The organism is Paenibacillus jilunlii (assembly GCF_900102965.1).
Lineage (GTDB): Bacteria > Bacillota > Bacilli > Paenibacillales > Paenibacillaceae > Paenibacillus_AQ > Paenibacillus_AQ jilunlii.
Genome location: NZ_FNGM01000006.1, coordinates 138,934 through 153,052, shown reverse-complemented (window position 1 = coordinate 153,052; position 14,119 = coordinate 138,934). Strand labels below are relative to the sequence as shown.

The window sequence follows — 14,119 nt, the reverse complement described above, 5'->3', positions numbered from 1 at the left end:
ATGGGCAGTATATTGGAAGCCTTGTTCTATGGCAACATCAGGCCTGACGAAGACATACACCCTAAACATTCCGAATACCCCGAACTGAATCGAAAGATTTCTTCATTAATTGAAGCTTATCACAAGAATCTATCACCGAAAGAGTACGATGAGTTGGAAAAGTTAATTGATCTATTGGGGCAAAGCACCTCCATGTATTCAGCTGCCGCATATACGGAAGAGTTCCGGCTGGGGGTGTTGATGATGATTGAGGTGATGGGGACTTGGGAGAAGGGTGCTGGAGGTTAAGGGAAATAGACAAGAAGACTTATGTTGTGAGGGGGGAATAATGTTATACAGGAAATATGATATTATCATAGTAAAGACTGCAGTAAATGTAAGATGAAGGATGAAACTAATGATTAAAATCATTGGACGATTAACAAGATTGGATTATGCGAGGTGTGAGTAATGGATCAAATCACGGCACAACGTTATTTGTATTACTTCATTAGAAATAAAAAGGATGAGCAATCCCTTGTAGCATTTGAGCAGTGGGTGTATGAACATGATGAATTAGAAGAGATTTTTGGTGAGAAGGAATACTTCGAACTTATCTCCAGAAACTACAAGGACAAATATGCATTTGATGAAACGGAGAAGCAAATCAGAAGAATGATCCATTTTGGCCCGTTTGAACAAGAACGAATCATCTTAAAGTTAGATGACCTATTAACGAATGAGGATGAAACAGAGCAATTGGAAACATTGGAAATATTGTATGATGATTATTGTGACGGCTACACCTTTCTGAGGTATATTGCTTTAACCTATATTACAACTTCTGATGAATACAAGGAGATTCTTAAAGAAGAGTCTTTGGAAAATCAAAGTTACATGGACAGCATAAGGAAAGAGGCAGTCAGATTGCTCGGGTTCCTAAGGAGTAAAGAGATCCTTATTGATGAGGAACACGAATATTATGACTACCGTGCAGAGAAAGATAGGATTGAAATACATAGTATTGATGAGATGTTTGGGGCTCAGTAGAGTTGAAAGCCAATGCATGAAGATGAAATGACTGCTCGTTTTCCTGAAGAACAAATTCAAGGACAACGAAGTTAATTTCTTTTGGTTTTTACAAGTATTCTCAAAAATTGGTATACTAAAGATATTAACTGCTTTAAAAATATTTCCTGCTTTCTCCAAGACCACAAGATTGAAGTAACTGATAGCGGACATAACATACATATTGAGAACCCGCAGGTGGTTATTGATTCAATAGTTGAAAGCTTTACCGTATTTTATTAAGGAATGAGCTGATCAGCAGAAGATGGATAAACAGCGGTTGATAAATATTTTTGACAGACAAGCCACCCAATATGACAAAAAAAGAGAAGATCCCAAACAACAGCGCTGGCGGCAGAATCTTATAGGTCATGCGAAGGGCAATGTGCTTGAACTTGCAGTAGGCACAGGTGCTAATTTTCCGTTTTATCCTCCGGAAGTCAAGATTACTGCAGCGGACTTTAGTAAGGCAATGATTGACAAAGCACGGCAGGCAGCAAAGTACCATCATCTGAACGCCGAATTTATGTGTTCTGATATTGAGGAAATCAGCTTTTCCGATGAGTCGTTTGATACTATTGTTTCTACATTATCCTTTTGCAGCTATAAGAATCCACTAAGGATGTTAGATAAAGTCAACCGCTGGTGTAAACCGGACGGGGTAATCCTGTTCATGGAGCATGGGCTCAGTTCTAACTTTATGGTAGCTGTTATGCAAAAAGCGCTTAATCCGCTGTTATATCGTGTTTATGGATGCCATCATACAAGAGATATTATTGGACTGATCCATGAGTCACGTATGCAAATCGATAAAGTGGAAAGCCACTGGCTGAATATGGTTCATCTGATTTGGGCGAAACCAACAATAAATAACTAAAAGTTAGGAGAATTTAAATGGATAGCATGATCTTTGATCTGGATGGAACGTTATGGGATTCCTTGGATGTTGTTGCAGATGTATGGAACAGAGTACTGAGCGAATATAAAGGGAGCATAGGGGAAGTAACTAAGGAAGATTTAAGAGGAATTATGGGTCTGCAAGCGGATGAGGCCGGCAGAAAAATGTTTCCCGACTTAGATGAAGAGGCACAGCAAAAGATTTTAGGACAGTGTTATGAAGTGGAGTGTGTAAGCCTGGCTGAACGAGGGGGAAAGTTATTTGAACAGTTGGAAGAGGTCCTTAAAGTGTTATCTGCAAAATATAAGCTGTTCATAGTGAGTAATTGCCAAGCCGGATATATAGAAGCTTTTTACGAATACCATCAATTACAAAAGTATTTCGTAGACTTTGAGAATCCGGGGAGAACCGGGTTGTCCAAAGGTGAGAATATCAAACTGGTCATGGAAAGAAATAACTTAAAGAGCCCTGTTTACGTAGGCGATACGGAAAAGGATCTGAAGGCTGCAAGAGATGCCGGAATTCCTTTCGTATTTGCGAGTTACGGATTTGGAGAAGTTAGTGATTATGATTATGTAATTCATAGTTTTGAGGGACTTTTAGAGCTGTTTTAGCTAGCGTTTCTGTACGGAAGGGGGAGATTCTGCATGGACTTAAAAGATATAGATTTCAAAAAGTGTCTGGATGAACTTGAGAACACCGATTGGGGAGACGCCCCAATCCATTCAACAGGTTTAATCATTAAAGTACATGAATTAAGAAAGCTGCCCTTAGAATATTGGACTAATGAAGATCTCAGACTAATGATACTCCAGCAAATTTCACTTGAATATTTAGTGCCCATTGCATTGTACAGACTTGCCAGGAATCCGTTTAATTCAGGTGAATTATATATGGGCGACTTGTTATATACAATTGTTAGAATTGAGGAGAGTTTTTGGAAGCAACATAGCAGGTTGCACTATGAACTAGATAGCATAATAGATTCATTAAAGATTGAGATAGAAACGTTCACTGAAATTGTAAGCCAGTACAAGCATAGCTATGAATAAGTAAGGTAATTGTCGATCACATATGGGGAAGAAAAAGTTTGGAACTAAAAAATGAAGCGAAGAACGAATACATGCATGCTGTCCGAAGAGCATTTGATGTATTGAGCAACGGGGGTAATGTTATTGATTCTTTGGGGCCATGCGACTGGAACCGGTATTGTGCAAATCTGATTGATAAATATGGCGTGTTTTGGTGGATAGCCATTTAAAGAAGGGAAGTCGGATAGCCGGCTTCCCGATTCTATGTTATGCGCTGCCGCCCATAAAACTTTTGGTTAACTCTTCAATAGACTCATAGCGGGCAACTTCCCTGCCGACTTTTTTATATTCATCAAGGTATTCGTCCATCATTTCCATAAAACGTTCCTGAAAAGTTTCCAGCGCATCCGGCGAGAAATGCTTCATGACATCGAACTTCGCGGTTCCCCGGCTAACCAGCATCTCATCCAGGAAATCCTGAGCGCTTAGCGCGGTAAGAAAGGCATAAGACTTATCCTTGGCCTGTGTGCTGGCAATGACCTTATTTCTCTGATTGGACCATAATTCTTCATATGTTCCTTTTAGATTATCATAGGTTGGAACCGGAGGTTCAACCAGTTCGGCTTGCATTTCATCGTAAAGCACAGTTGTATTTTTCAATAAACGGAAGGCCTCGCTTCTGAGTTCATCCGCCGACCGGGCATTTACCAAGTCCAGATAAGTTTGCTCGAAATTATGGGGCAAATATTTTAATGGGCGCAGCTCTTCCAGATATCGCTTGGTCCCTTGCTGAAAGAATGTATTATTGAGACAGTTAATCGCGTTGAAGAGTTCAAGAGCCAGATTGCCTGACGCATAACGTACAGCGCCGATCTCCTCTGCCAACAAAGCTTCTGCATAGTATTGCTTTGCCATACTGATATACGCCTGTGCCCTGGCAAGGGATGCTTCGCCAATGGGCTTGGCCAGTTCAACAAGCGCCTTTTGCTGATAACCCTTCAATCTCTCCAAATCTTCGGGTTTGGCACAGTAAAGCACCTTCATATTGATAAGCGAAGAAACCATGGGACTTTCCAGATTCGCCTGCTGTTCAATGCGCGGATTCCACGGAGTGCAGTAGATATCATAACCAACGTCATCAAATATAAAGCAAGACGATATCTCCCAACCTCTGTCCGTATTGTTAATAATGATCAGATCCAGGTCGCTTTTTTCATGAAAATCACCCGTTAAAAACGAGCCCGAGAGCCCTATAATGGCGATGTCTTCTGGAAAATCACGTTTTACGCGCTCAATGACCATGTTGATGAGCTGTTCGTTTTTTTCAAGCAATTTGTGTTTCGTATGTTCATCCATAGTGTATAGCTCCTTAGCATGTTCACCAGTATTTGTCATTCCAACATAACATGAGAGGAATGCATCATATAGTTACTAAATGGTTATAGTTATTTTTGGCCCATAGGCATGTCTACCTTCTGGATGTGGAAATAAATTACTGTTCAAGTTTTTTTCCAGAGTATACTATAGGCGCATTGATGCGGCTGGGGTTCCTTGGTAAGGAGCAGAGAGGAATTGTTGGAGAGTGGGGATGATGGAGACAATGAGGATTCAAAATATAGAATTTAAAAGCTTGAGCCTGGATGATTTGCAGCCGGGCCTGCTGGATTCCTTCAACAGATTTCAACGGGTAACCCGTGTCTGGCGCACAGTAGAAGGGGAGCGGCAGCTGGTGGATGCGCCATTCATTGATAACTGGGACGCAGCGACCAAAAACGAAATCATTGCAGAGGATTTTCATAGATGTCTTCATTATGGGGGAAAGGTCATATGTGCTGTGCATAACGGGCAAATCGCCGCGTTTGCTGCATTGCTGCGCGAGCTGTTCGGCAGTTCGCGGCAGTATGCGGATTTAATGCAGCTGCATGTCTCCACGGATTTCCGCCACGCCGGGCTTGGAAGAAGTTTGTTTATGATGGCGGCACAGCAGGCTGAAGCGTGGGGTGCGCAGAAGCTGTATATCTCTGCGCATTCCGCGGAAGAAACACAGGCTTTTTACCGGGCGATGGGCTGTGTTGATGCGGTGGAAATTAACGCGCATCATGTGGCGCTGGAGCCGTTTGATATACAGATGGAGTATGTGATTGGCCGGAATAAGAATTTCAGAATGAAGTTGGGTTAAGTGGAGCGGACGAAAAAAGGGCGCTCCCAAAAGGAGCTCGATAGTACGAAACGGGGAGAATAGGTGGGCGGTTTCAGGGAACCGGGCGGATTTTTTGACTTTTTCAGTGAAATACCGGTGTTTATCAGGCTGTCCAATAACGCTTGTTTGAATTCATATTAGCGGGAAGAACACGGCTGAGCTTCCGGTGAACGGATCTATTGTATTTTTTGGAAGGCGTCAGACGTATTTTTGATTACACTAAACTAATAGACCTACTGGTTATTCTACTCAATTTTTCTACTAAATGATAAACACCGTTCCAATAGTTTTCACTTCAAAATACTATATCTTATCTAACGATGGGGAGTGATAAGATATGAGTATAAGTCCACAGTGCAGAAGGTTTGCTGAGATTTTTGGAGGTGAAGCACAAGTCGTAAACGGAGTATGTGTAGCCACTAAGTTGCGTACAAATATTAAGGTGAAAATATTAGGCAGACGTTCAAAAGGCCTTTTCACACTTCCCTTTGGCATTTCCTTCGAGAGTGTGGGCGCAGATGGCAGGGCGTTATGTCTTGGAGAGTCAGTGATACTCACGAAGGAAATAAACCCGTTTATCTCTAGACTTCGAAAATCAGGAATTAAAATAACAGCTCTTCATAATCATTGGTTATTCGCAAATCCAAATATTTGGTATATCCATTGGGAGGCAATTCAGCGTCCGCTGGTTTTTGCTAAAAATGTGCGTGAAGCATCCCAGGTATTGACGAACAAACCTGTGGGTCCATTTATTTGTAAGCCTGCTAAAAAATAAGGATATAAAAATAGAGACACTAGCCCCCTGTTAGTGTCTTACATACACGATTAGAAGGAGGACCCATGTGAAATAGGGGTTTATCGCTAAAGGCGCTAACTCAACGTTAGTGTCTTTTTGTCTTGTGATGGGTAATATTAACAGTGGCACATATCGTACAAAGGAGGCTACATAATGGAGATTAAAGAAGGTCAAAAACCTGGTCGATTGATAAATGAAAAGTCCCCATTATCTACTGCAGCATGCCTATAATCCCGTGGATTGGTACTCGTAGGGAGATGAAGCTTTCGTCAAAGCTAAGTCTGAAAATAAACCAATTTTAATTTTGGAGGAAACCATTATGACAAACTCTAGCATGAAAAAAGCCGCAATTATTTTGAGTTTCTCAATTGTCACCATAGTATTTTCCGGTCCGGCTTGGGCTGAACAAGGTAGCAATACTTCAACACCAGCTTCCGTAACGAGTTCAGATAGCAGTAATCCTTATGAGGTTGCGGGCATAAACGATCCTGCAGAATTTACTACTTATTTTGCAAAATTACAAAAAGCAGTTAAGGGAAACAAACCAGCAGAAGTGGCAGATCTGATCTCTTATCCAATGAATTTAAACAAAGACAATAAAAAATATGTTTTTTATAACAAGAATGAATTTAATAAGAAATACGATCGTATCTTCACTTCTAGTGTACGTGAAAATCTGCTGGCTCAAAAGGCCGATAAGGTGTTTGTGAACTATCAAGGAATTATGGTTGGAGATGGAGATTTGTGGATAGGTAAACAAAACAATAAACTTGGAGTTATTGCGGTTAATGTCACTAACAATCCTTATGAAGTTGCAGGCATCAAAAATCCAATCGTATTTGAGCATAACTTCAGTTTGCTCCAGAAAAACGTTAAAGCAGGAAAAAAATCTGAAGTAGCCAGTTTGATGGTGTACCCGTTGAAAGTGAATCATAACGGAAAAACCATGCAAATCAAAACCAAGAAGGATTTTATTGCAAAATACGACAAAATCATAACTGCTAAAGTTAAGCAGGCGTTATTGGCGCAAAAAGTCGATCAAGTATTTGTCAATTGGAAAGGTGTTATGATTGGTAACGGAGAACTGTGGATTGGACAGGTTGGAGAGCAGGTTGGTGTATTCGTGATAAACCAGTAATTTATATAAGGTGGTGCCTAATGACAACTCAAAAAGTACCCAAAAGAACACGTACCTGCCATTGACAGGATGTTCGCATAAATCCTAATTTTTAGAACTTCTGCTGATAATTCTGCAGGAGTTTTTTGTTTGGAAGGATGGGATTAGCTACATTATTTGCGAACATTCAATACCCGGTTTATAGCAAAAACTACTTGTTCATATTCAGTACATATTGTCGTCATGGGGAGTACATCTCTATCGTATAGGCTAGCTTAACGGTCGATAAGGCAGCCCAATACAGTAATAACGACAGGAGAAGATACGAGTGAACATTCGTGAGGTGAAGAAAATGGACTTGGATACACCAGCAACAGGCAAAAAAACAGCTAGTAAGATGAAAAAATTACTTAGCTTTTTACTTAAGGTATTAGCAGTATTAGTTATAGCAATCGTCGTTTTTCTTGCCATTGTTTTTGTCGTTGATAAGATCAGCAGTAAATCAGAGGAAGGAAAAATAAAATCCTATTGTCAGTTTGTAACCGTAGACGGGAAAAACATGAATGTCTTGATTCAAGGACAAGGCCAAGAAACAGTCGTGCTACTACCAGGTTTGGGAACAGGAACACCAGCACTGGATTTTAAGCCGCTAGTAGAAGAGTTATCACCATTTTACAAAGTCGTAGTGATTGAGCCTTTTGGTTATGGATTAAGTGATGGAACCGAAAAAGAACGAAGCATAGGAAATATTGTAAGTGAAATTCATGAAGCTTTACAGGGTCTTAAAATTGACCGGTATATCCTAATGGGTCACTCCATTGCAGGCATTTACGGACTAGATTATGTGAACAAATATGAACACGAAGTGAGTGCATTCGTCGGGATCGATAGCAGTGCTCCAAAACAATACGGTGATAAGGTTGTTGAATCTCCAATATCAAATACAACAATTTCCCTACTCAAAAAGTCAGGTTTAGCCAGATTGATAATGAAACTAAGTGCTGACCCCTATGCTGCAATACCAGTTGATGATGATACAAAAGAACAAATGAGAATTCTTTCGTTCAAAAACTTCAGAAATCCTACCATTGTGAATGAAATAGAAAATATGTTTCCTAATTATAAAGCAGCTAAAAATTTAACATTCCCAAAAAACCTTCCTGTTATATTCTTTTTACAACCGGATAGTACAGCAATTGAAGGATGGTCAACACTACATGAAGAGCAAATAAAGGATTCTGCACATGGAAAAGTGATGACATTTGAAGGAACACATTATTTACACCATACCAAATCAAAAGAAATCGTTGAAAACTTTAGGGCGTTTATGGAAGAAGTGAAAAAAGACAAGTAGATGATTTTTAAAATGAAAGTTTGTTTGTAATTATTTGATGTAACCATGCTACGGCATCATGTGCAAGCTTCCTTGCATGTCATGTCGAAGCATTTTTTTGATCGTTCACATTTAAGGAAAAACATAAGATTAAACTGTCGAAAAATGCTGTAATTTTTATTGTTGGAGTATTTTTCATCGGATGTTAAAATATATACCACTCAGAAAGAGGAGGAAGTCATATTTATGAAATGGGTTTGGGGAGTAATAACAGCGGTAGTATCAGTAATTGTGCAATTGCTTATCTTGAGTACCTTGGGTTTTAACTTTTTTAGCTTTTCTATGTTTTTCGTTATTCCAGCAGGGGGGATTTTTCTCGGAGCTATAGCCACCTTCGGGTATTTTTATAAAATTGTGAGACAGGGATTAAAGCCGAATAAAAACAACTACTTAATGTCGGTTATTTTCATATTACTTTCATTTAGCGGGTTTATGTATGGAGAATATCGAATGGCATACGTCTCACCATCGAATGAGATTAATTATAAGTTTGAGGGGGAGCATATAAGCCATTTTGTGTTTGGAGAATCAGATGAACCTATAACACTATTGAACTATTATGATTATAAATTTAATAATAGCAGTTTAAGCATATTTTCAAGAGGACATGTAAGCAATGCAATAGATATTGAACCAAATAAGTGGGTAAACATCAGCAAATTCCTCATACAATGTGTTGGATTATTAATAGGCGGTCTATGTGTCGGATTACTGGTGACAAGTGGTAAGACACATTGTTCTTCGTGTAAGAAAGCGTATTTACAGGAACATAAACTTTTGGACGTAAATAGCGAGATGATAGAGCCGGTAATAAGTGAAATCAATCAGTACATACATAATAACAACGGTGAAGGATTAACAACGTATATCACTGAACAAAAGGCGCTTTGTGAGGATGTAGCTTCCGATACTAATGTTAAATATGGATTTAAATTTGGTCATTGTCCCAATTGTCAACAGGGCTACCTGATAAAGAGTTGTTATACGCTAGATAAACATGGGAACTTTGAAGAGCAGGAAGATAAAAAGGCAGTAATTCCTATCAGCCAAGAGATTGTAATTAGCTAAAAGCAGGAAAAGCATCATAAATGAAAAATACCCCCGTATTTATTACAACACGCTCATAATCCCGTGAACTGGTTCCCTCGGGGAGAAGAGGCTTTTGCCAAAGCGCAGTCGGAAAATAGCCGATCTTCTTATCCGTCGGTTATTCCACCTGCCATTGAAGGGATGTTTGTGTGAATAATGTTACCAAAATTATTATTAATTGAAATATTAAAATCCCCAGCTGATCCATTAAATGATAATAGACTTCCTTTTATTTTTATATAGAGCGTATTATCGTTATAAGTAAGTTTATATCCTCTATACTTATTTGCACTATCTGTAAAAGCACCCTTTATTGATATTGAATTATTTGTTACGTTACATTGTGACACAAAAATTGTGTTAGGATTTATTATATTGGTAAACATAAAAAGAAACCCCAGTATAAAAATTATAGGTATAACAACCACTGCAATTACAAATTTGCGTTTTTTTGTGGTCAATTCATCACCTCATTAACTATTTTACATATATTTCCATTATAATGAAATACGTCTTTACAATCATCTTTTAATATATTCAAATTCCGTAGCTCAAAACCTTAATCAATCCCTATGTATAACTTTTAGAACGTAAATAAGAAACTAACGAAGTCTCTTAAATCGCAAAACCAGGTCATTAATGGTAAATGAGTTCAAGGTAACGATGAAAATGAGTAGTGAAGAAATTATACATCCATGAAAGAGACATCTGATAAACGGCTCTACGAAGAAAGGTATCAGCGGTTCGCCTTCGCCTTGAAAATTAATTGTTTAACTTTGAGGGGGAACCCCCTCTTTTTTGTTCTGTGATTAATATCTAAGGATGTAATTAGATATCGTATTCGCGGTGCCTTTTTTCTTTGCGCCATCCCCGCCAAATTGGGTAAACTAACCCTAAGCTATACTCTACCCAAATCCAACACGAAACGAGTTGATGCCCCATGACAACTCAAAAAGTACCCAATAGATTAGCCAAGGAGAAGTCGCCGTATTTGCTGCAACATGCTCATAACCCGGTGAACTGGTTCCCTTGGTCGGAAGAAGCGTTTGAAGTCGCCAAGCGCGATAACAAGCCCGTCTTCTTATCTATTGGGTATTCGTAGTATGGCTTAAGTCAACTTGTCATTGGTGCGATGTTCGCGTGAATCAATTATTGTAGAATCTCTTGCAGCATTTGCTGGTGGAATCTGATAAAAACAAGCCGGAGGCGCATGTTTGGCAGCACTCCAGCTTGTTTTTTTTTTTTTTTTTGAGTTTCATCCTGCTCGTAAGTAAGATAAATTCACTCTTGCTATTAGTCGTAATTAAAGATATATTATTAATTAAATAAATGATCAATTAATTAATTAAGATTTTGTTTAAAGAGAGGAGAATATATTTGGCCAGACCCGTCAATGAAGAAAAAAGACAGGAGCGGCGTAAACGTATCTTAAAAGAAGCTGTAGTCCTGTTTGCAGAAAGTGGATATTCAAATACCACAACGGCTATTATTGCGAAGAGTGTGGGAGTGACTCCCGGAACCATTTTTCAATATTTCCCTAGTAAAGAAGCTTTATTCTACGCCGCTGTCCTGGAGCCGCTTGCTGATATTCAGGTGAAATCACTTGCTTGTCTACAACAAGAGGGGACGCCGGGGGTATTGATCAAGAACATGGTAAAAGAACAATTCGACCATATCTACTTCTATACAAATGAATTACGGCTTGCTCAATCTGTCTTAGGACAACGAATAAGGTTCCCTGAACTTACAGAGAAGGTCCTTGAAAGTATAAAGGTAATGACAGATAAGATCGAATCCGTCTATGCCAAGGGGCAGTCCATGGGAGAATTCAACAAAAGCTTTTCTCCGGCAATGATCTCCCGTGCTTATATCTCTTTCTTAAATGGAGTGGCTTTAACTCTTGGAGAAGAGATTATTCATCATCCCGAATGGGAAAATCTTAAGGGGCATGCCTTTTATTTGTTCGCACCTATACAATCTAAAGAAAAACTGGAGGAGTCTAAATGAGTCAAACATCATTACAACCCGATCTGACATTTAACGTTCGTGTGAAAAGACGGAAGAAAATTTTATGGAGCCTGGGGATCGTGCTTTTGCTTGTGATAGCTCTTGTGTTTTTTATATCTTATAAAGTAGTAGACACCTTGCTGCATCATCCTAAAGACACTAATGTCAGCTACGAATTGAATATGGCTAAAACTCCCTACGAAGAGGTCGAGTTCAAGAGTTTGAATAATGATAATACGATTAGAGGGACCTTTTTTCCTTCTGGTAAAGCAAGTAATCAGACGATTATTGTCGTCCATGGATACACGAGCAATCGTTTAGTCAAAGGGCGGACCCCAAAGTTAGTAGAGCATTTCGTACCGAAAGGCTACAATGTATTGGCATTCGACCTCAGCTCGCAAGGTAAATCCGATGGTGATTTGATTACCCTGGGCCGCAATGAAAAGTACGATTTGCTGGGAGCGGTGAGTTATTTAAAATCCAGAGACCATACGGGTGATAACATTGGAGTGATCGGCTTTTCAATGGGTGCTGCTACTTCTTTGCTAGCCGCAAGTGAAAGTGATGACATCAAAGCCGTAATTGCAGATAGTCCTTTTCGTAATGCCGGTCTATTTCTGAGAGAGGGTTTGCCCTTCTTTTCAGGGTTACCTGCGTTTCCCTTCAGTTATACATCGACTTGGATGGCAAATTGGGCCTTTAAGGTTGATCTTGATTCCATATCTCCTATGGATGCGGTGAAAAAGATGCAAGACAAGCCAGTTATGCTCATTCATGGTACTGGAGATCAGCAAATTAGTTATAAAAATACAGAAATTATCTACGAGTCCTTAAAAGATAACCCAAGTGCAGAAGTATGGTACCCGCAAAATACGGAACATATCGATGCTCTCAACCACTACCCGACTGAATATTTCCAAAGAGTAGACCGCTTTATGGATGAGTATGTAGGAAAATAATTCCAGTCCAAGAGAGCCAACTAGTGGAGGAGTTGTCCTGACGAAGTAAAACTACCCAATAATATCAAGCATTTTTAGCCTGTAGTGTAGAGCATGGTGATAAGATCGACTCAAGCTGTCGTTGCAAAAGAGGGGGTATTTATTCACGAACGTATATGAGATAAGCATTTCGTATCCATTTGTCTTAATATTCTTTCAAACCGATTACTACAAGAAAAATCACCATACTTACTACAGCATGCCCATAATCCAGTGGACTGGTATCCGTGGGGTGAAGAAGCCTTTGCAAAGGCAGTAGCAGAGAATAAGACCGTATTCTTATCCATCGGCTATAGCACATGTCATTGGTGGGATGTTCGTGTAAATCAATAAAATAATTATAAAGCTGCCTTGTGATGGCGGCTTTTTTGATTCGCCATACTTTTGCCGTGTTCATAGGTACAAAAATATGCGAAAGTAATACTAGGGGAATATCCTATTAGCCTACATAAGAATGGAGTACTTATTGCAATAGGCCTATCTTGATCCGCAAGTGACAATTCATGTAGGTAGTCTCCACGGATACCCCTACACGGCTAAGCACAGTCGTTCCTAGCCTAATGGTCTTAATTCGTTAGGTTTCATGAATACCAGAACATTATCCTAACTTGATGTGAAATTGGAGGATGGTTATGTCAAGAATGAGTCATGCAATTTATTTTAATAGAAAGCAAAAGTATTTGTGTGCACTTGATGTAGATGGTGAGTTTTACAAGTATGAGAAGACTAGAGATAAATTTACTTGTATTTTTTGTGGTGTGAAAGTTCAATTTTCCAGAGGTAAAGAGCATAATGATCCTCATTTTAAAAATTGGCCTCTTACTAGTCACAAAAGTAACTGTGTTGTACCTATTATAGAAAGCCAGAAAGAAAAATATGAAAATGTGGGTGAAATTGAACTATTAGTATCAACAATACTTCCTAGAGCAAAGAGATTAGATAGTAATCAAACAAACTTGAGTGTTAACAGATCAAAAAAAGCCAAGGTATTTGCGGGTAAAAGAAGTAGGAAATTTATATATAGTCTGATAAATTTATTAGATAATAAGAATTATTTCAAATTAAAGCCAGAGTTTGAGGAGTTGCAGCTTTTAATTGAAGATGGAAGCACTATAAAATTGAAAGAATTAATTGGGAGTCAGGATGAAATTATTGAAAGAATAGAACAATCGCAAGAAAAAAGAGCAATCTGTATTTTAAGAGGCAATACAAGATCTGCTCAGATTATTAAGAATAACATTAAGATTCCACTAACAAAAGGGAATAATCCAATGTATAAGAATACACAGGATTTTTCCTTGTTTATTAGATGGGATTACGCAGAGAAGAATAAAGAATTTATTAAATCAATAGAGAACTCCTTAATAGTTTGTTATGGAGAAGCGACCACTAACGAATTTGGTACACAAATAGAGGTGTATTCAATTAAAAACCAAATTACAGTATTAAAGAAATACAAGTGATTTTTAAGGTGAATCAGGATGATTCTCTGAGGGTTCATGAATGCCCGTAAGTTAGATGAAAGTTATGCAAGAGTTTTTTA

Annotated in this window: 15 protein-coding genes and 4 pseudogenes; 17 read left to right on the top strand and 2 right to left on the bottom strand. The window is 38.8% G+C overall.

What is annotated here, in order from left to right; all coding sequences use genetic code 11:
• The 5 genes from BLQ82_RS12875 (at position 1) to BLQ82_RS12855 (ending at position 2,997) form a co-directional block, all read left to right on the top strand.
• Entirely contained in the window at positions 1-288 is a 288-nt protein-coding gene (locus tag BLQ82_RS12875) for a DUF6809 family protein (protein WP_062520211.1), read from the top strand.
• A 162-nt stretch (positions 289-450) separates the two neighbouring features.
• The gene (locus BLQ82_RS12870) at positions 451-1,029 is read left to right on the top strand and encodes a hypothetical protein (protein WP_062520209.1); all 579 of its coding nucleotides are present in this window, start codon (positions 451-453) and stop codon (positions 1,027-1,029) included.
• A gap of 283 nt (positions 1,030-1,312) precedes the next feature.
• A complete protein-coding gene (locus BLQ82_RS12865; protein ID WP_062520206.1) occupies positions 1,313-1,924 on the top strand; it encodes a class I SAM-dependent methyltransferase in 612 nt (203 codons plus the stop codon).
• A 17-nt stretch (positions 1,925-1,941) separates the two neighbouring features.
• Positions 1,942-2,559, top strand: a complete 618-nt coding sequence (locus BLQ82_RS12860) for an HAD family hydrolase (RefSeq protein WP_062520204.1) — start codon at positions 1,942-1,944, stop codon at positions 2,557-2,559.
• A gap of 33 nt (positions 2,560-2,592) precedes the next feature.
• Positions 2,593-2,997 (top strand): contact-dependent growth inhibition system immunity protein, encoded by a 405-nt coding sequence (locus BLQ82_RS12855; protein WP_062520202.1) that lies wholly within the window; start codon positions 2,593-2,595, stop codon positions 2,995-2,997.
• A gap of 246 nt (positions 2,998-3,243) precedes the next feature.
• On the opposite strand, the gene BLQ82_RS12850 is transcribed toward BLQ82_RS12855, so the two are convergent.
• Positions 3,244-4,332, bottom strand: a complete 1,089-nt coding sequence (locus tag BLQ82_RS12850; RefSeq protein WP_062520200.1) for a nucleotidyltransferase domain-containing protein — start codon at positions 4,330-4,332, stop codon at positions 3,244-3,246.
• A 244-nt stretch (positions 4,333-4,576) separates the two neighbouring features.
• On the opposite strand from BLQ82_RS12850, the gene BLQ82_RS12845 reads away from it, so the two are divergent.
• The 7 genes and pseudogenes from BLQ82_RS12845 to BLQ82_RS12820 all read left to right on the top strand — a co-directional run bounded on the left by BLQ82_RS12845 (position 4,577) and on the right by BLQ82_RS12820 (position 9,708).
• Positions 4,577-5,155: a GNAT family N-acetyltransferase gene (locus tag BLQ82_RS12845; protein WP_074648222.1), complete on the top strand. Its 579-nt coding sequence runs from the start codon at positions 4,577-4,579 to the stop codon at positions 5,153-5,155.
• A 358-nt stretch (positions 5,156-5,513) separates the two neighbouring features.
• Complete coding sequence (locus BLQ82_RS12840; RefSeq protein WP_062520196.1) at positions 5,514-5,951, top strand: DUF1259 domain-containing protein; 438 nt, start codon at positions 5,514-5,516, stop codon at positions 5,949-5,951.
• A 174-nt stretch (positions 5,952-6,125) separates the two neighbouring features.
• Positions 6,126-6,222 (top strand): annotated as a pseudogene (locus BLQ82_RS32625) (DUF255 domain-containing protein); the annotation flags it as partial.
• A 69-nt stretch (positions 6,223-6,291) separates the two neighbouring features.
• The gene (locus BLQ82_RS12835) at positions 6,292-7,110 is read left to right on the top strand and encodes a hypothetical protein (protein WP_062520193.1); all 819 of its coding nucleotides are present in this window, start codon (positions 6,292-6,294) and stop codon (positions 7,108-7,110) included.
• 331 nt (positions 7,111-7,441) lie between these two features.
• Positions 7,442-8,443 (top strand): alpha/beta fold hydrolase, encoded by a 1,002-nt coding sequence (locus tag BLQ82_RS12830; protein ID WP_062520293.1) that lies wholly within the window; start codon positions 7,442-7,444, stop codon positions 8,441-8,443.
• Between the two features lie 225 nt (positions 8,444-8,668).
• Positions 8,669-9,550, top strand: coding sequence for a hypothetical protein (locus BLQ82_RS12825; RefSeq protein ID WP_062520190.1), 882 nt, complete (start codon positions 8,669-8,671; stop codon positions 9,548-9,550).
• A 27-nt stretch (positions 9,551-9,577) separates the two neighbouring features.
• Positions 9,578-9,708 (top strand): annotated as a pseudogene (locus tag BLQ82_RS12820) (DUF255 domain-containing protein).
• Here the strand turns inward: BLQ82_RS12820 and BLQ82_RS31405 are convergent.
• The gene (locus tag BLQ82_RS31405; RefSeq protein ID WP_143013420.1) at positions 9,679-10,032 is read right to left on the bottom strand and encodes a hypothetical protein; all 354 of its coding nucleotides are present in this window, start codon (positions 10,030-10,032) and stop codon (positions 9,679-9,681) included. The pseudogene BLQ82_RS12820 and the gene BLQ82_RS31405 overlap by 30 nt on opposite strands.
• A 479-nt stretch (positions 10,033-10,511) precedes the next feature.
• Here BLQ82_RS31405 and BLQ82_RS12815 point away from each other — a divergent pair.
• The 5 genes and pseudogenes from BLQ82_RS12815 to BLQ82_RS12795 all read left to right on the top strand — a co-directional run.
• A pseudogene (locus BLQ82_RS12815) lies at positions 10,512-10,667 on the top strand (DUF255 domain-containing protein); the annotation flags it as partial.
• A 281-nt stretch (positions 10,668-10,948) separates the two neighbouring features.
• The gene (locus BLQ82_RS12810) at positions 10,949-11,578 is read left to right on the top strand and encodes a TetR/AcrR family transcriptional regulator (RefSeq protein WP_062518897.1); all 630 of its coding nucleotides are present in this window, start codon (positions 10,949-10,951) and stop codon (positions 11,576-11,578) included.
• A complete protein-coding gene (locus tag BLQ82_RS12805; RefSeq protein ID WP_062518894.1) occupies positions 11,575-12,537 on the top strand; it encodes an alpha/beta hydrolase in 963 nt (320 codons plus the stop codon). The genes BLQ82_RS12810 and BLQ82_RS12805 overlap by 4 nt, the downstream gene beginning before the upstream one ends.
• Positions 12,538-12,726: 189 nt before the next feature.
• A pseudogene (locus BLQ82_RS12800) lies at positions 12,727-12,894 on the top strand (DUF255 domain-containing protein); the annotation flags it as partial.
• A 314-nt stretch (positions 12,895-13,208) separates the two neighbouring features.
• Positions 13,209-14,039, top strand: coding sequence for a hypothetical protein (locus tag BLQ82_RS12795; RefSeq protein WP_074648202.1), 831 nt, complete (start codon positions 13,209-13,211; stop codon positions 14,037-14,039).
• Positions 14,040-14,119 lie beyond the last annotated feature (80 nt).